This is a genomic window from Neptuniibacter halophilus, assembly GCF_030295765.1.
In the GTDB taxonomy this organism is placed as follows: Bacteria; Pseudomonadota; Gammaproteobacteria; order Pseudomonadales; family Balneatricaceae; genus Neptuniibacter; species Neptuniibacter halophilus.
Map to the genome: position 1 here is coordinate 101,345 of NZ_AP027293.1, position 16,294 is coordinate 117,638.

18 protein-coding genes are annotated in these 16,294 nt (G+C 45.7%); 3 read left to right on the forward strand and 15 right to left on the reverse strand.

Annotated features, from left to right (window positions below):
- Window positions 1-3: 3 nt before the first annotated feature.
- From QUD59_RS18840 to QUD59_RS18885, 10 genes are all read right to left on the reverse strand, one after another.
- Window positions 4-315: a hypothetical protein gene (locus QUD59_RS18840; RefSeq protein ID WP_286241115.1), complete on the reverse strand. Its 312-nt coding sequence runs from the start codon at window positions 313-315 to the stop codon at window positions 4-6.
- On the reverse strand, window positions 312-470 hold the full coding sequence (locus tag QUD59_RS18845; protein WP_286241117.1) for a hypothetical protein: 159 nt from the start codon (window positions 468-470) through the stop codon (window positions 312-314). Before QUD59_RS18845 ends, QUD59_RS18840 begins: the two co-directional genes overlap by 4 nt.
- 12 nt (window positions 471-482) lie before the next feature.
- On the reverse strand, window positions 483-752 hold the full coding sequence (locus QUD59_RS18850; RefSeq protein WP_286241118.1) for a hypothetical protein: 270 nt from the start codon (window positions 750-752) through the stop codon (window positions 483-485).
- A gap of 8 nt (window positions 753-760) precedes the next feature.
- The gene (locus tag QUD59_RS18855; RefSeq protein WP_286241119.1) at window positions 761-1,633 is read right to left on the reverse strand and encodes a hypothetical protein; all 873 of its coding nucleotides are present in this window, start codon (window positions 1,631-1,633) and stop codon (window positions 761-763) included.
- 326 nt (window positions 1,634-1,959) lie between these two features.
- A complete protein-coding gene (locus QUD59_RS18860; protein WP_286241121.1) occupies window positions 1,960-3,096 on the reverse strand; it encodes a GIY-YIG nuclease family protein in 1,137 nt (378 codons plus the stop codon).
- A 117-nt stretch (window positions 3,097-3,213) separates the two neighbouring features.
- Entirely contained in the window at window positions 3,214-3,597 is a 384-nt protein-coding gene (locus tag QUD59_RS18865; protein ID WP_286241122.1) for a hypothetical protein, read from the reverse strand.
- A gap of 75 nt (window positions 3,598-3,672) precedes the next feature.
- Complete coding sequence (locus QUD59_RS18870; RefSeq protein ID WP_286241125.1) at window positions 3,673-4,512, reverse strand: hypothetical protein; 840 nt, start codon at window positions 4,510-4,512, stop codon at window positions 3,673-3,675.
- Between the two features lie 26 nt (window positions 4,513-4,538).
- On the reverse strand, window positions 4,539-4,775 hold the full coding sequence (locus tag QUD59_RS18875) for a hypothetical protein (protein WP_286241126.1): 237 nt from the start codon (window positions 4,773-4,775) through the stop codon (window positions 4,539-4,541).
- 35 nt (window positions 4,776-4,810) lie between these two features.
- Window positions 4,811-5,257, reverse strand: a complete 447-nt coding sequence (locus tag QUD59_RS18880) for a hypothetical protein (protein WP_286241128.1) — start codon at window positions 5,255-5,257, stop codon at window positions 4,811-4,813.
- Between the two features lie 95 nt (window positions 5,258-5,352).
- A complete protein-coding gene (locus tag QUD59_RS18885; protein WP_286241130.1) occupies window positions 5,353-6,207 on the reverse strand; it encodes a hypothetical protein in 855 nt (284 codons plus the stop codon).
- Between the two features lie 698 nt (window positions 6,208-6,905).
- Here QUD59_RS18885 and QUD59_RS18890 point away from each other — a divergent pair.
- From QUD59_RS18890 to QUD59_RS18900, 3 genes are all read left to right on the forward strand, one after another.
- Window positions 6,906-7,064 carry a hypothetical protein gene (locus QUD59_RS18890; protein WP_286241132.1) on the forward strand — a complete coding sequence of 53 codons (159 nt, stop codon included), beginning with the start codon at window positions 6,906-6,908 and terminating at the stop codon, window positions 7,062-7,064.
- 52 nt (window positions 7,065-7,116) lie between these two features.
- Complete coding sequence (locus QUD59_RS18895; protein WP_286241133.1) at window positions 7,117-8,694, forward strand: hypothetical protein; 1,578 nt, start codon at window positions 7,117-7,119, stop codon at window positions 8,692-8,694.
- A 199-nt stretch (window positions 8,695-8,893) separates the two neighbouring features.
- Entirely contained in the window at window positions 8,894-10,168 is a 1,275-nt protein-coding gene (locus tag QUD59_RS18900; RefSeq protein WP_286241134.1) for an EAL and HDOD domain-containing protein, read from the forward strand.
- 94 nt (window positions 10,169-10,262) lie between these two features.
- On the opposite strand, the gene QUD59_RS18905 is transcribed toward QUD59_RS18900, so the two are convergent.
- From QUD59_RS18905 to QUD59_RS18925, 5 genes are read right to left on the reverse strand one after another with little or no spacing between them, the layout of a single operon-like run.
- Window positions 10,263-10,733, reverse strand: a complete 471-nt coding sequence (locus QUD59_RS18905) for a hypothetical protein (protein WP_286241135.1) — start codon at window positions 10,731-10,733, stop codon at window positions 10,263-10,265.
- Window positions 10,730-11,617 (reverse strand): hypothetical protein, encoded by an 888-nt coding sequence (locus tag QUD59_RS18910; RefSeq protein ID WP_286241136.1) that lies wholly within the window; start codon window positions 11,615-11,617, stop codon window positions 10,730-10,732. The genes QUD59_RS18905 and QUD59_RS18910 overlap by 4 nt, the downstream gene beginning before the upstream one ends.
- A complete protein-coding gene (locus QUD59_RS18915) occupies window positions 11,617-14,406 on the reverse strand; it encodes a hypothetical protein (RefSeq protein ID WP_286241137.1) in 2,790 nt (929 codons plus the stop codon). Before QUD59_RS18915 ends, QUD59_RS18910 begins: the two co-directional genes overlap by 1 nt.
- Entirely contained in the window at window positions 14,399-14,959 is a 561-nt protein-coding gene (locus QUD59_RS18920; RefSeq protein ID WP_286241138.1) for a condensin complex protein MksE, read from the reverse strand. Before QUD59_RS18920 ends, QUD59_RS18915 begins: the two co-directional genes overlap by 8 nt.
- Window positions 14,956-16,194 (reverse strand): MksB family condensin complex protein, encoded by a 1,239-nt coding sequence (locus QUD59_RS18925; protein ID WP_286241139.1) that lies wholly within the window; start codon window positions 16,192-16,194, stop codon window positions 14,956-14,958. The genes QUD59_RS18920 and QUD59_RS18925 overlap by 4 nt, the downstream gene beginning before the upstream one ends.
- Window positions 16,195-16,294 lie beyond the last annotated feature (100 nt).

The window sequence follows — 16,294 nt, forward strand, 5'->3', positions numbered from 1 at the left end:
TGTTTATTGTTCCTGTTTTGCATGCTCTCGATTCATCAAGAATCGAGAATACTTCTCTCGATAGACTGCGATCTCTTTATGCGCAGCAGTTAGGCGTTGCTCAACATAATGGAGATGGCTTTGGGAGGCTGCAAAATTTGCCGCCAGTCTATCACTGATGGCTTGCCAAGCCTCTGCTTCTGAGTTCCAGTGGGAATATTCACTGATCAAGCAGCCCTCAGAATCTTGCCGATTCTCAATATCCGCAGTGACCTTCACCGGTCGTAGCTGGTTCAGATCCGCTCTCCAGATTGGTATATAAGGGCTGAACTTCATGATTTAGGATCCTGTTGCTCTTTGGGACGCTTTTTCTGCTTCAGCCTGGCGCGGTAGGCTTTCTGTTTTGCGGCGTTGTCTTTATGTTTCCGGGGTCTTCCGACTCGGTTTGGAAGTAAACTGAGAGTGTCGTGATCTTTTGCATCGATCGCCATGTCATCAGCCTCCTACATCCGGAATAACCATCTTTCAAAAGTCAGGGCGTCTGGACGAATGCCCGGGCGCTCCTCAATAACGACTGACCCGTAACCGCCATTTGGTGTGATGGCATACCCCGCAATCTGCCGGGCAACTCGGTAATCCGGCGTACTGGTAATGTAATCACCGTTCACGGATAGAATGACGCACGTATCATCATAACCATCGGAAACTTTGGAAACGGCTGTATGGCCTCCAACTTGCTCAGGTTCTCTGGCAATAACCTTCTCTTCTGGCATGGTAGGTCTCAAGCTATGTATTGGTGAGCACGGATAGACGGAAGAAACACTTCAGGCGAAATGGTCTGGTCCGATCGCTGGGTGTTTGTACGGGTTCCCCCTTTATTCAGCACGGGCATGATGTTGCCAGTGGCGCAAAGAATTGGCACTGGAGCATGCACCTGCCGCCGATCCATGGTTTTGACACCATCTTTAATAGTCGGGTGAAAAAGAGTGGCTTTAAGGGTTGGGCTCTGTGCTTTCTGAACGATAGCTAAGTTATTACTACTTGGAATTTTAGAAAGAATCTCTCTATCAATGTGAGCTTGTTCAGAACTGAGTTTGTCCAGCATTTTGGCTGCTTGCTCAATGGTAATCCGGCGAACACTGTTCCCTTGCTTTTCAAGCCAAGAAATACGATGTGGAGCCTTCTCAACGACTGGAATCTTACGTGTTGCCTGCTTCACACAAAGCCGACCAATACCTGCATGGCGCAGCAGACTGCGAATATGCTCCTGCTGATTTAAAACCTCTCTTAGAGAGGTGTGCTTGCTGAGCCGCGTGCGTAAATCTTTAAAGTGTTCAGCAAGAACGGCCTTGGTTTCATTGATTTCGAGCGCTTTCGCCAGACTGGATGGCCCCACCAACAAAACACCTTTCTGTTTTTTGGTTTCATTGCCTTGCTGGCCCACCTGGTACTCGATCCCGGTAATCGCCTTGATCGCTTGCTGCAGGTATTCAGGGTAATCATTTACGGCGTAGAAACATCCCTTTTTCTCATCTTCATCTGGGTTCATACCCGGCATCCAAATCGAGTGGGTTTCATGCAATAGCGCCTGTTCGAGTTCGGTCTGCTGTGCAATCAGATCTTTTAAGCTTAAGAGTAAGTCACCGGATATCATCGATCACTCCTATACATCACTGGAAGTAATAGGGGCGCGGTGAGCTTGGAAGTGTGCCAGGTGGCGCAGGGTAAATATCATACCGATCACAGCTTTAACCGCTTGAGTACGCTGTATGATGAGCCCCAGCCCGGAGGACGTTTCCACCATCTTGCTGGGATGGGTCGAAACCTGAGACTCATGATACAGCGTACTCGCCCTCATAGGGCATAATTCTAGCAGTTTTTAATATGCTGTTTAAGCATAATATTTTATATATTGAGAGAGGCTATGCCTCTTGGAGGGATGTTGAGTATTTACTGTTTGATACTACACCACAACCCTCATTAATTTATTTGGTCTCTCCGTTGATCCAGAAGCACCCTTTTAACCCGTTGCACTGTTCGCGTAGATGCACCTGTCATGGTAGCGGTATCACGTATTGAGAGCCCATCTGCCAGCGCTTTAGCTATTAGCTGGTTAGTCGGTTTCGATAAGTACCGGTCTATGCTTTCTGCACTCCCTTTCGGGCGACCTAAAACGGCTCCCATTTTCTTAGCTTTCTTTACCCCCTGACGAACCGCGACTAAGCGCCGTTCTTCTTTTCTCCACCAATCACGCATGATCTTCTCCTCGGTAGCAGTGAAGACCCTTTGGGGGATACGCTTAAGATCACTGATTATTTTTTTGGCCTCGGCCGCGTCAAAGGAAAAGTATTCTGTCAAAGTTCCAACTGGGACATTGTTGGCTGAGTACCGGTATTTGAAATAGCGCTCACAGTGTCCTCTATGCTCTTTGAACACCAGTGGTTTAATAATGATCGAACTATAGAATTGCTGCAGATCTCGCTTGATTTCAGGCAGGCGATCGGCAAGAGGGCGCGAGGTCAGGCCGATTTTATAAAGCTCCTCATCATCCGCTGTAATTGATAAGAAATAGAGGTGCTGACCAGCAAGCCGGCGCAGCTGCGCCCTATAAATACTGAGAGCTACTTTGTCGGTCTCTAACTGATAATAGTCTGCTAACTCCACCAACCGGCGATGAGCATCTAATAACAGTTCTGGATGCAGCTGACTAAACAGGTTGAGGCTCAACCCACCAACGGGGATCTTTCCTCGTTTAGTAAATTCAAATGGCATACTCCGAAAAATGTTTTCTTGAAGCATACCCAGTTTGACAAGGGATTCAGGGGCTCTGGCCAACCCTTTGCTGCCTAGTTCTGATTGCTTCCACAGTGTTTGCAGGGTTTCAAACTCATCATGTGACAGCGACAGTGTGAAGTCATCAAAGCCCGGTAGCGATCGGAGAGATGCCACACCGTTACAACTTTCTTCAAGGTGGGAAAAATGGTGCTCTTTAATGTTCCCCTTTTTTGCAACAAGCAGGCCCTGACAGAAGGGGCATTGAAGATCGGATTTACCGCGATCACAATCCTCGATCCCGATATAGTCTCCATTTTGAGTTATTCCGACAGTGAGGTTCATTTAGCGCCCTTGAAACAGATCATTAAAGTACCACGGCATTCAGGCAGAATATCCGTAGTACTTTAATGATTCAAGCCGGGGCCACAAATCAAACCAGTAAAGGAGGGAAACTGGTTGCTACCGCTGCGAACAAACAAACTTAACTAAATCTGCCTTGCTTGAACCTTGAATTAGTTCGGTCCAGGGGGAGTTCGGGTATTGCTTTATATTTTCAACGCTACCTTCACCATACCCTATCGCTCGGTATCGGCTATTCTGGCAGTCGATCAATGTGTGCGAATACCCATGGCTCATCGAACTAATGCGGCTGTGAGTGGCCTTGAGATAGCCTCGATCGGCTTCAAGCGCGATCAGGTAATAATCAGCCTTTTCAGCCATGCTTCTAGGTATGAGCTGCCCTTTAATTTCCTGATTAGTATGACTGGGTGAGTTGGAATCACTATCAGAGCAGGCAGCAAGCAGGAAAGCTCCGGCCAGTGCAAACATTGTCTTTATCAACATAAACCGTCCTTGTTCTAATGAGAGAGATAGGTCATCGCGGAAAAACTTTTTTCCAAGGGATTCCCATAGCCTGTTTTAGCGCGAAAATAATTTATCGTAAAGCTCATCCATCGAGCCGACTTTTTCAAACTGGTTTTTGCTAGCTTTTCTAATTTGCGGCCGCTCTAGCTTCCGGCCTTCGGCGTTCCCTTTTGTGTGCTTCGCTAAAGGGAAAGTATCAATGCAAGGAAGCGGTTTACCAGCCGAGCCACCGAAGAAGAGGAAAGGCCCCAGCTCCAGCGTTTCATCATTAAATTCCATCCATACCACACAGCCGCTGGGCTTAGAAGCAAGCGCAGTGTGAATTGTTTGTGAACTGGCATTGCCACCGTGCTTTGTCGATTTGAGCTGAATATGTCTGACAACACCATTATTTTCTGCAATGAGATCGTAACCTTTACTATCTACTTCTGGTTTCGCTATTTCCAGATCGCAATGATGCTCTAACCACGAACGCTTCAGCAGTTCCGAAATAAACAGATGCTCTAGCATTTTTTCCCTGAATGATGAGTGTCGAAAGTGCTTGGTCTTTGCCAGATCCAAACTCTGCTCAGTTGGTGCTGGGTTGGTATCAACGGCCTTAGGTATTTTTGGTTCTAGGCTTTTACCGCTCTCCACCAGCGCTACATATTGCCTCATGGCTGAGGTGTAATTTCCGATGGTTTTTTCACTGACTAAGCCTTGGAGATCGGCGCGATAACGCTCGATATGCTGCTCACTATTGAGCGTAGACGGGTTGATATCGATCGCCAGGTGCTTGCTCACGGCGTTAAGGTAGCCAACATATGATCGTACAGAGTCAGCGACTTGATCATTATCGCCAACGCCCTGTTTTCGAATAAAGGCTTCGAATTTATCTAACAATGCTACAGGCATCTTGGCTCCTATCCGATCGCCGGGATTTACCGGTTGAATTCAGAGACTTTTATCGCCCAGTCATTGAGCTTTTTGAGCTTAGACACCAGGCGAGAGAGAGATTCTTGGGTGACACCATGCCGGGCAGCGATCTCCGGTTGATTCCCGCCATGAATCAGGTACTCCCTGGCTGCATCTCGAACGGATTCTGCCCCTGCCCGCTTCGCTACCTGTTCCAGCAATAGATCGACATGCTGGGGTTCGACTTGGCCTTTCTTTATCATAATTTCTCACTATCCACTGGAGCAGTTCTTTACCGCTAAATATCGAAAACGTCGGCTGGCTCTTCATACCAAGGCAAGTCGGTCTTTCTGAGCGTGTGTTTCAGGATATTAGGAATCGATTCCAGGTATTCAATGAATGCTTCATTCTTCATCCAATGAGGGTCAATTTCGTGCCCACCAGCACTGTGAAGTAGCTCGAACCAAACCCCTGTCAGCCCCAGATCCCCAAAACTATACGCCGTTACTACATAACGACCATCGGACGAATAATGCCAAGTCTCTAAGCAAACTTGATTCTGTTCTACGGCTGCATTGGGGATATTAAATGTATCCATAGCCTCTTTCGGAATCTGATTATGGACCTTAAAATCCTCAATGAAGTAAAAACTCGCCAGCGCCTGGGCCATCTTTGCCGCGTTCGTGTTGCGGCTTAAAGATACAAAGCTTTGGGCCTTTTTCAAATGTTCTTCATGGGTCAGCATATCGACAATCCTTGTGCGGCATATTTGAAATGCCTGTTGTTAAAAAAAACTGATGCACAGTCATAATCTGCTATCTAACTGGCGCAAACCATCACTTAAGAGGCATCGTTTTGCGTTATTTGGGCCTCTACACCGCGTATAGCAATCTGGAACAGCTGGTCATGTATAGCGTAGAAACTTGTCCAGTCATCGTTGTCCCAGTTCGCCTGCAAGGTCAGGTGTTTTCCATGGGCGAGAATGTTCCTTAGCTTGTTTTCACTGCATGGACTCCCCAGTTTCCCGCCGATCTGCCTTACCTTTATATTAAACTCTCTACGCTCGGCTGTGTCGCAGACCAGACTTAATAAGTGGCTCAGGCTTCTGTCATCAGACGTTTTGGTATCCTCTCCCCTCCAGTAATGCTCCACGAATGACCACAAAGCCAGCTGACCCACAAATACGGGCGATTCCCGGATATCCCCCAGGTAATCGATAACGCTGAGAAAGCGATCCCTATCAGCAGCATCCATCGCGGCCAGTCGATCAGCCAACCGCATCACCCGAGACAACTCCGGCAACTCAAACGCAGGCCGCTTTGACGGCGACTGCACACGAATACCCGGTGTCTGCCTGATAGGGGCTCTACAGGGATCGTTGGCATCTTCCAGCAAAACCCCTGGACCGCTAACAGCACAGCCATAAAGTGCTCGAATAATGAGTTGATGGATTTTGCAGTAGGCTTCAGCATGGCCTTGCGTTTCAAAATGACGTTCAGGAAACATCCATAAGGCTTCATACAGAGATGTACGCATATGGAGCATCTGGTAGAACAGCTCCCCCAGATCCCCCAAGGGGGACGATCCCGCGATCACTTGCTGGGAGTCATAGGCAGTTAAACCTGATTCGTAGGCATGTTTGATTGATGTCTTGACGGGGTACACAATCCAATAGGTACGAACTTTAAATTCCATTTACACACATCCAGACATTGGGGCCAGCAGCAGTATAGCAGCAACACTTGCCTAAATAACTCTATTTATACCGTTATCCCCTACAGGGCTCCGCCCCGGACACTGGCCCTTCTGATTAACCTTTCAAACTCCCTGCTACACCGACCTGGGCACCCTGAATATCTGGGCCTCTATTCTGCCCCTGCAGGACCGGATAATTTCGTAACGCCGCGTTACGAAACTCCCTGCACCTTACAGCGCCTGATCAGGCACCCATTTATAATAGGCCCCTATATAGAATAGATACCCATCATAAATAGGCCCCCTTTCTATTTGGGCTCCCATCACATTAGGCCCCCATCATAATAGGTTTCCATTGGAGCGGTTCCCATCCATTCGCCGAGGTCAGGCTATAAAGGTGCCGGGGAGTTCCCCTTCGGGGGTTGGACAGGGGGAAGTGCCGTTTGGGAGCGCTGTGCATTAGGGGGTAACGGTATAAATATAGAGTTAAGGGTGGTTTGGTGGGTGGGTTTGGCGCGGGTCGGCGGTGCCTGGTGGGTCATGGAACACGGGGGGGGGTAACGGTATAAATAAAGGCTTTCAGCGCCCGATCTGGCCCCTAAAAAAATTCGTCTCCAAAATTCATAGCTACAACACCGCCTCTCCGGAATAGCATGCAATTGCACGATTCACTACTATCTACTCATAGGAGGCCTATCATGGCTAACAACAAGAAAACTGTTTCTCAGGTTCAGAAAGACCATCATAGCCAGCAGCTGAACAAGCACATTGGCAGCTCAGGTTCCAATAAGGTGAACTCCCAGGTTCATGGTAACCGCTCTAAGCAGCTCACCCAGAACCAGCAAAAGGATCAGTAAGTAAGGATGCCCGCCCCCGGCCACCGGCCGGGGGATATTTCACGGAGAGCACATGGATAAGAATTTAGCATTTGCCAATCACGGCGAAGTCATCAAGATGCTTTACAAAGCCTTTGGCGTACTCCCTAGAAAAAATGCCCTTGGTGATGACGGACTGGATGACACCGCCAAAAAGAGGGTCCAACAGGTACTGAATCGATTGGCGAAAGAGGAAGGTAAACTTCAGGGTAACCTGGCCGGGGCCCATAAAAGACTCGCCTATATCCTCGCCGGCTATTTCCCCCTTCCGATTATGGAACCTATCATTGAGGTGCTGAACGACCTGCTCGATGGGTATGCTCATTTTGTCAGTAATGAAGGCACCTTTCTGAACAGAGAGCAGTCGTTACGCTATGCTATCTCAATAAAAGCAGTGCCAATAGCTGTGGATTCGCTTTATTTTCATCTCCACTGGTTTAGCCTTGTCGCAGTGGATCTGGACATGCCTGACGATCCCTACTGGTTTCTGCCGTCATTCGAAGAGGGCAAGGATGGCCGAACAACCATCACCTACCCATTAGGGAAAGCTCTGGAATGGGCTTACCAACTGTGTGAGACATCGCAAACCCAGTTCCATTACCCCGGTAAATCAGCTCAAACAGACTCCCCCGAGCTGGTACAGAACCTTGAAAATGCGATTAACTGGAAAAAAGGTCGTGCCCTTCCCGCGTTACCAGCGTTAAGAAAAAATCTATTACTTTCTTTTACAAAAATGGACGAAGCCGGCAGGCCGGTCCCCCCCCAAAAAATAACGGCGATCTTCACTGTCGTTGTGATTGCTCGCGTTACGACCTATCTGGCAACGGAAATTAACAAGCACTTCGGCACAGCGTACCTGCAGGAACTCTGCCAGCAGTTCCGAACCTATGCTGACTGGCGAAGAATAGAGACCGACGAATTTTTACGCCAAGTGCTCCCGGTGGTGACCGCCGTACCTGGAGAGGAACAGGCACGCTGGCAACATGCCTGCATGCACCATCACCGGTTTCTAAAAAAGAAACAAATGGATGCCGCCAAAGAGTACATCGCGCACTGCAACTCCACCGGGCAACTGCCACCAGAGGACGCAGTGACGAAGCTCGCTAACCGTCTGGGCGATTATGCGGTGCGTGTTCTCCACGATCTAAACCAGCGCCAACAGGGCTATCACCCGCCAGCTGAATTTATAGAAATGCTCGGCCTTGGTATGGAACTCAAGAAGGCCGCCAAGACCGAATGGAAGCAAATAGATGACTATGCCGCCACACTGGCAGAGCATGGCCAAGAAAACGTGCTCAACTGGCTGGAGCAATGGATCAGGGGAGCCTATCACCACCACCGGGAACAATGGGACAATGCCCTGCCCTACTACCGCAAGGCATTTAAGTTAGCTAAATACCGCGCCGGGGGAGAGCAACATAATCTGGTTCGGCAATACCTTACCGCAGCGGCCAAGACTCAGAAAAAAGTAGATTTTAAACAAGGCGTTGAATGGGCACGCATTATGGGAATAAAGGTTTTTTGGCTTCCAGCTGACGAAGAGCTTACTGACGAGAACATTGCCATGGCTATGGCCGTTTTTGAGGAAGTCACTTTCGCCAAGCCGTTGTGATCCCAACCCCCAGCTATTGTCGGGTGCCCAGCGATGGGCACAACGGTATAAATTATTTACCAGACGGTTCTTTTTTATGCCACCGTTTTACAATACTATTTTAGACTCATTGGGTATTGTCCTTGTTGGGCTCAATGTTCTAAGAGCGAATAGGAAGTTCGGCCTCTCACTGAGAGGCCTTTTTTTTGGGGGTTCCATCATGCACGTTGCAGATCTTTGTTTGGATGAGCTTCAGCATTCTTTGCCGACCGACCGATTTCAAATAGGACGGCAGGCCATCATAGACCGCAATATGGAAACTTACGGCTTTGAATTGCTGTTCAGACCTATTGATCGCCTCTCCCGTGACATATCAGGTGAAGCAGCCACTTCCCAGGTCATCGCCAGCAGCATGACAGACGCGGATTTACCCACCCTACGCAACCTAAATAAACCCCTCTTCATCAATATGACCAAAGAGCATTTGATGAACCTCCATCTAATCGGCCTACCACCTGAAATGGTGATCTACGAGATATTGGAAGACATCATCGTAGACGATCGGCTGGTGGACCGTATCAAGATGCAACGCGGCATGGGTTACCGGTTCGCTTTGGATGATTTCTCAATGAATAAGCACAACCGGCGACTGATACCGCTGGTGTCCTACGTAAAACTGGATGTGCTGGCCTTATCTCCCTTAGAGCTGGAGCAGCATGTCCGGACCATCAAGCAGTACGGTCCCTCCTATGTGAAGCTGGTGGCAGAAAAGGTCGAAACCTACGAACAGTTCCTGAAATGCCAGGAGATGGGATTTGATTACTTTCAGGGGTTCCTGTTCTCTAAGCCTGATCTGATTACTGGATTTGCGTTGTCGCCAGTGCAGAACAGTGTCTACCGGGTACAACATTGCCTGAACAATCCGGAGTGCAGCTATCAGGAGATCGCAGCCCTGTTATCTGAAGATCCCGCCTTGGTCTATAAACTTCTGCGGTTTATCGGTAACACGCACAAGGTTATGCCTGCTGACCAGCTCACTTCACTACTGGAAGGCATTGGCAAAAATAAGCTTCGAGTAATGATGTCCTTGTTTGCCCACGGCCAATTACGCACTGGCCCAGCCGAGATCGCCCGACAAGCTCTACTGAAAGCACACCAATCTCGCCAGGTAGCGATCGATCATAAGCTGGCAAAGCCTGAACAGTATTTCTTTGCCGGTCTCATCTCTCATTTGGATGACTTTACCCAGCGCCCGATCCGCAGCCTGCTCTCCCAATTACCCATCTCCCGGCAAATAAAAGAAGCCGTCACAAACGGCACGGGAATTATCGGGGAGGTATTGGATGCTGTTAGCTCCTCAACCCACTTTGATCCTATTGGGATGAGCCTTCCTGTAAATGACTATACAGAAACGGTAACCCTCTCCCAGGTGCAATGCGAAACTGCGGTAGACCTGATCATAGAGGGCTTAGGGGAACGATTAGACAAGCGTTAGCTGGTTATAAATGCCAATCCCCTCTTACCTTGCAATTTATCAATGCCGTTAGCTTTCGCTGCTTCGTTTGTAAAAAACTTTTCTAGCTGGGCAGTTATCGGGCTCTTATTGCTTGCATCCATATACCCTTGGGTAATTTATTAGGGCTTTTCTTGTTATAGTCCCAAGCGAAGATGTTCGAGTAAATCATGCCTTCAGGCGGTAAATTTAAGCCTTCAGCGACCTCTAGATAATATCTCTTTAGATGGCTGCTAATTTTGCGTTTCATCTCACCGTCAGGGCCTGTTTTCAAGTGCCAACTGTAGCGATGAATTGCCTCTTCAATAATTTGATCAAGGTTGCCTTCTTTATTGGCCTTTACGATTCGCTCAAGCGTATTACGGTGGTTATTGGTATTCCAACCAGCCGTTTCCCTGCCTACGAAGAGAACCTTAGGAGATGCTTCAGCATAAGCCTCAAAAGGGACAGGTAGAAATACACCTGAAAAAAGATCCTTTACTGTCCATTCAAGATCATCTGTGATCTCTGAGAGAATACCTTTGTATCGTTGTGTCAGATCATTCAATTTAGCAATTCAACTCCTTCTTGCTCCAATGCTTTACCTAGCTCTTGCATAAGGTGTGTCAAAGGGCGTAAGCCTATTAAGCTATCGTTCTCTTCAATAGTTTTTGCGGCTTTAATAAAAGCCTCATGATTTTTGTCTTTCAAAAAGATACTGGATGTACCCCATTTAGTAATCAGATCTTTGAATTCATCCAATAATAGGAATTCTACACCCTTACCATTCAAGGCGTTCCGTAGCCGAAGGTGCTCCCTCAAACCGATCCCATCATAATCAGGGAAATGAATGATCTTCTTAAATCGTTGTTGAGATAACCAAGACTTAAAAGGCCCAGAGAGTACACCTGGATACTGAAGAATTACATCAGTTTCAGTAACCTTTTCTATCCAATCTAAATCGATAAACAGCTGCCTATTTTCGACCAATAGCAATACCGGTGCTTCACCTTGACGAATAAATCTCCAATCATCATCAGGCGTTACTTCTATTCCAGCCACACCACATAAAGCGGTTAAGTTCGACAGATTTATTTGTTTTCTTCGATGAATGGCAAAGATATCAGGCTTAAGGGTTTTAAGATGGAGATACATTACTTGCTGGGCAGTTCTACGATTCTTAGTCTCTTTGCCATCAGCCAGATTCTGGGCCTTCTCAGACAAATCTTCATATTCCAAATCAAACTGATCGTTCATACCCTGAAGGAAAGTTTGTAGGCCTTCCCCCTTCTTATAATGGGCTCCCGCACCCGCTTTAACCTTTTCCAGCAAAGCTGTTGATAGACAAAGCGTATCTAACCATTCTCTATGACGTTTTTTGCATTTGCTAATAGCAACGGGGCCTTGAGAAATCTGTTTAAGAATGTGGTACTGATCGCGATCGATGTCCATCAAGCAGCAGTCCCTTCAATAATTTCCGTCTTTCTAGGTTTAATCACATCCCAAGAATCTGGAGTAATGATGCAACGATCATTGGGAGTCAACCTGATCTGGATCGAGTAATGACAGGTTGTTTGTGCTTCCACAGAAGCCATAGCCAAACTAAATCCATAGCTTTCTGCAATGTTTACCAATGATTTCTGGTTTTGGTCATCTAATCTAGCCGCTTCATCCAGAACTAATATAGAGCGGTAAGTAGTCTTAGAATCACCATACATCTGATACAGCAGGTTCATGCCTAGAATCAACTGAATAGTGGCCTTTGTGCCAGTAGATCCTGCTTTATTGATATCAGTCACGCGATGTTCTTGTTCGCCTGTTTTTTTCACTACGTAACAAAGAGAAAACAAATCAGCTAAACGAATGCCACCGGCCTGAGTGTAGTGCTGAAAAAGTGTGTCTTTGGCTTTTTCTAGCATTTTGTGGTTTTCACTTCGATCAGCAAGAAGATCTAAGGTTTCACCGGCTTCCACTTGATTAACTTGTTCTAGTACGGCTCTTATTTGAGGGACGATTGCTGTATTTTCGACAACCTCTACTTTGAACTTTTCGAGATCGCTTATTTTTCGTTTATTGATACGTCTGTTAAAGGCATTTAACTCACGAGTAAAGGCTTCTAAATCATCTGACAACGTTTTAAGGCCACTACCCACGGTAGCTAAAGCTGCTTCGACGGATTTATTCAATATACGCTCTTCGTTGTCGAGATTGTTTGTTAGCTCTATCAGTTTTTCTAAGCGTTCCTCTAAAGGATTTACATGATCAAATCGATGTAAGCCTTGTTCCTGAAGCTTACTCAAATTAGAGCCAATTTGAATGAAACCTGACTTGATAGCTTGGCAATCAGAGTTATATTGATCGAGTATCTCAACCAAATTTTCAGGAGTAACAATGATAGGCTCAACATCATCGGCATAATCAGGGTTAAGATGCTGCAGAGTTAGGTCAATTCTTTTACCAATTAGCTTATCTAATTGCCTTTTTTTCTGATCAAGTCCTGATAACTGTTGCCCAATGTTAATAATTTGTTCATTAAAATTTGCAATTAATGTGGATAGATTTGTTTTGTCACTTTCCAGCTCAATGATGCTCGATTCGATTGAACTGAATTTCTCTTTGTCTTCAGCCTCACTCGCTAAAAGTATTTGATAGTCTTTATATCTACTCAATGCTAACTTAGACTGATTCAATGCTTCTTCTGCATTTCGCTGTTTCTGTTCTATGTCAGCATTAGATTCAGCAGCGGTTAGCTCGCCTTGCAAGTCAATCGCTTTCCTTTCGTATTCTTCTATGGCTTTCTGCAGCTCTAAAGGGTCATCTGATGGTTTGTGAATAGGTAAGGATGAAAGGCTAATCTTCACACCTGGGAGATTAAGCTCATTACGGTCAAAGATACCTGTATCAGCAATCTCACCGCTCAAAAAGTTTGAGAACAGGCTAGGATCAGTAATCTTCACATCATGTTTAGTCGAAAGCGCTAACATCTCTGTGCTCGCAATCTTGCTAAGCTGCTCTGCTTCATCTTTTGGTAATTCTTCATACAAAGCATCTAACAAGCTATGCCCAATGCTCTCTATTCGTCTTGTTATCTTCCCAATTTCTTTACGCGTTTGGTTCAAGTCAGACCTAATAACGCTGATTGGTCGAACATCCCTTTTCTCCAGCTGAAGCATCGCTTTGTAGAGTGCTCGCTTTTGATCTACGTCAGCCGTCATCTGAGATTCAGATGTGATTAACTGAAATTCAGTTTTCAAGTTGGCAAGCTTTTCCTTTTTTTTATCTAACTCGTCACGCTCAGATTCCAATCCCGATATACGTTTGCCTATATCAGTGATCTTGGCCAATGACTCCTTGGATTCGCCCCTGTAGTGCTGCTCCTCTTTCTGCAAGCGATCTTTTTCACCTTGATGCCATGATGAAAAGTTTCTCAAGGCATCATCAATACCCTGACCCACCATCGATACCTTGCCTCTTAGCTGCCTAAGCTTTTGGTATTCTATGCGAGCCTTTTCAGTAGCTTCCTGATTAGCCTTTACGGCCTTTAATTCCCTGATTTGGATGTCTACGTCCTTGAAAGCCTCTGTCCATAGCCTTTGCATATCTAGCTTATCATCGACTGTTTGACGGTGAATGATCGCCATTAAATACTGCTTTATCTCATGACTGCTGATATCACTCAGTTGCAGAAGCTTACGTTGTACCGTTTGGAAGTTATGCTTCTGGCTTTGTTGGTTTAACGGAAAGATCGTAATCGGGTATTGGGCTGAGAATTTGTTTGTTCCACCAGCTAGTAGAGAGGTTAGTTCTTTAGGCTTCAAAGATGCGGCAATCATACCCTTGCTAGCTAAGTGCGCAGCGATATTTTGAACGGTGACAGGTTTACCATCATCCATGAAGTCGTGAACGTCTAATTTCCCCTTATATACAAAGTATTTAAGGGTGTCGTTCAATGTATCTTTACATACAAAAATGACAAACAGCCCAGCTGGCACTTGTATTTCCATCGCAATGTACGAGTGTGAAGATCGGAAATAGAATTTGCGAGACTCTTCCGTGCTATATCCATCGAAGGAGAGCAATGACTGATCTGCGATCAAGATATAGGAGATCGCATTAAGCAAGGTAGTTTTTCCTTTATTGTTTCTAATATGCAGCGACAAGCTTCTATCTAAAGGAATTTCCGCATAATCATAGGTACCCACATTTAAGAGCATTAATTTACGCATACCATTCTCAAACATGATCTACCTCCATATCCTTATCAGACTTTTTTTCTTGTTCGTTTTGTAGGTTTACTGCAGCTTGCAGAAACCGTTGCACTGGCGCTCTAAAATAGAATTGAACCCCATCAGTGTCGCAAAACCCAGATCGCTTAAGTCTGTGGTACTTATCCATCAAGGTTTCTTCGTTACCGATGCCCCCTTGTTCTAAAAGCATCTTATTTGAATCGAACTGTTCTCTGATGAGTTCGCGAGTTATAGGTGATTGCGTGATATAACTTATCGCTTCATAGCCCTTGTTGGTAAGCAGCTCTACCAATGTCCACACAGTCAAAGCCATTTCTCTTGTGCTTTTGTTGAGATTTCCTGACTCTTTTCCGCTGAGATAAATGAAGCCGTGTGGATCATGATTCAACTCATATCCTAAGAGCGCAAATATAGCTTTATACTGGTCTTGGAATTGATCGAGTTCAGTGAACAAAACATTATCTGATCGACTTATGTGGTATCCGTTGCGTGTCATGCGATCGATGATATCTGATGCATTCGGAAGCGCTTTTAAATCTATATTCACTCCGGATTTCTCCCTGTAACTTTGCAACTGTATGTTTCGAAGATCACTTCTTGAAGATCGTAACCTGCTCTTTGCGTGGTACGCTCTAATTCGAATGCTTGAATTTCTTTAAGTTTGTAGTAGGCACGAATCAACTGGCGATCTGCACAATGACCGTAATGATCATTTAGCCACGCCATCAGGTCGGATACTGGAAGTGCGGTTTTCAATTCTTCTAACAAAGAATCGAAATCTAAGAGTACGTTGCCTTCTTCTAGAACCGGCGATAAATCTATAGTGGGTTCATCATCGGATTCAAATTCTGAAGCACGTTCGTAAAACTGTTCTATTGCAGTAGTGGAAGAGACAAGCGCCGTATTGGTAGAACCAGCAAGAAATCCAGAAAGAGCCTTATCTAGGTTTAATTGACCTTTCTCGAATCTACGCAAATTGTTAGCAATAGCTTTGGTGTATGCGCTGTTTTGCCTTATTTCATCTTTGAGAGGTTTTACCCTTTCAACCGAGCGCTGCAATGTATCCCTGCTTAGCTTGATTAGGTCATTTGTTCGCGCAATAACGTGCGATAAGCCATGTGAGTGGCTAATTAAATTACCTGTGATAGTGGAATCTTGTTGTAATGCGATGATCGTTTTCTTTGCCATATCAATAGTCGAAGAGAATTCGCCTTCCGGCTTAACCATCGATATCAATGGATCTAAATATAGATCCCATGCCTCTAAAACCTGTTCATATCGTTTTTGAGCACCGACTTCTATATCTCTACTTTTAGCATCTGTTACTAAATCAGCAATGGCCTGCTCATTCTTTTCCATGTATCGAGTTATGTGGCGCAACCGGCCATCTAACAGTCTTGCTGACTTCTCAAAAAGCTCACTATCATAGTTCCTGTAACCCTCTTCTAACTGTTCCACGCGCCGACGAACATCTTTGATATATCCATGAAGTTCTTCAATGAGGCCGAGTTGATATTCACACATCAAGGCTTCAATAAAGATCCGGACATCATCATTGATTTGCAGCTGATCAGATCGAGCGAAGTTAATCAGCAACTCATTACTACGTAATTTCTCAACCTGCTCTATGTGATCAGTTTTGGATGAGTCAGGGTTTACACGTGCCATTGTGTAAACAGCTTCATCAAATGAAAAAGCCCCTTGCTGGTGTCGGTCTAACATTTCACGAATAAACACGAAGTTTTGAGAGAGAGCACGAACAAGTCTAAGAGGTTCAAACATCGACCTTTCCCTTGGACAGATAACGAGTTTGTATTGTATTAGGGTATCAAATGATATGGTAGATGATATATATACAGTTTATAATGATACTAGGCATCAT

Excerpts from the sequence above, each read along its gene's own strand:
- QUD59_RS18840 (WP_286241115.1), bottom strand. The coding sequence starts at position 315 with ATGAAGTTCAGCCCTTATATACCAATCTGGAGAGCGGATCTGAACCAG.
- QUD59_RS18845 (WP_286241117.1), bottom strand. The coding sequence starts at position 470 with ATGGCGATCGATGCAAAAGATCACGACACTCTCAGTTTACTTCCAAAC.
- QUD59_RS18850 (WP_286241118.1), bottom strand. The coding sequence starts at position 752 with ATGCCAGAAGAGAAGGTTATTGCCAGAGAACCTGAGCAAGTTGGAGGC.
- QUD59_RS18855 (WP_286241119.1), bottom strand. The coding sequence starts at position 1,633 with ATGATATCCGGTGACTTACTCTTAAGCTTAAAAGATCTGATTGCACAG.
- QUD59_RS18860 (WP_286241121.1), bottom strand. The coding sequence starts at position 3,096 with ATGAACCTCACTGTCGGAATAACTCAAAATGGAGACTATATCGGGATC.
- QUD59_RS18865 (WP_286241122.1), bottom strand. The coding sequence starts at position 3,597 with ATGTTGATAAAGACAATGTTTGCACTGGCCGGAGCTTTCCTGCTTGCT.
- QUD59_RS18870 (WP_286241125.1), bottom strand. The coding sequence starts at position 4,512 with ATGCCTGTAGCATTGTTAGATAAATTCGAAGCCTTTATTCGAAAACAG.
- QUD59_RS18875 (WP_286241126.1), bottom strand. The coding sequence starts at position 4,775 with ATGATAAAGAAAGGCCAAGTCGAACCCCAGCATGTCGATCTATTGCTG.
- QUD59_RS18880 (WP_286241128.1), bottom strand. The coding sequence starts at position 5,257 with ATGCTGACCCATGAAGAACATTTGAAAAAGGCCCAAAGCTTTGTATCT.
- QUD59_RS18885 (WP_286241130.1), bottom strand. The coding sequence starts at position 6,207 with ATGGAATTTAAAGTTCGTACCTATTGGATTGTGTACCCCGTCAAGACA.
- QUD59_RS18890 (WP_286241132.1), top strand. The coding sequence starts at position 6,906 with ATGGCTAACAACAAGAAAACTGTTTCTCAGGTTCAGAAAGACCATCAT.
- QUD59_RS18895 (WP_286241133.1), top strand. The coding sequence starts at position 7,117 with ATGGATAAGAATTTAGCATTTGCCAATCACGGCGAAGTCATCAAGATG.
- QUD59_RS18900 (WP_286241134.1), top strand. The coding sequence starts at position 8,894 with ATGCACGTTGCAGATCTTTGTTTGGATGAGCTTCAGCATTCTTTGCCG.
- QUD59_RS18910 (WP_286241136.1), bottom strand. The coding sequence starts at position 11,617 with ATGGACATCGATCGCGATCAGTACCACATTCTTAAACAGATTTCTCAA.
- QUD59_RS18915 (WP_286241137.1), bottom strand. The coding sequence starts at position 14,406 with ATGTTTGAGAATGGTATGCGTAAATTAATGCTCTTAAATGTGGGTACC.
- QUD59_RS18925 (WP_286241139.1), bottom strand. The coding sequence starts at position 16,194 with ATGTTTGAACCTCTTAGACTTGTTCGTGCTCTCTCTCAAAACTTCGTG.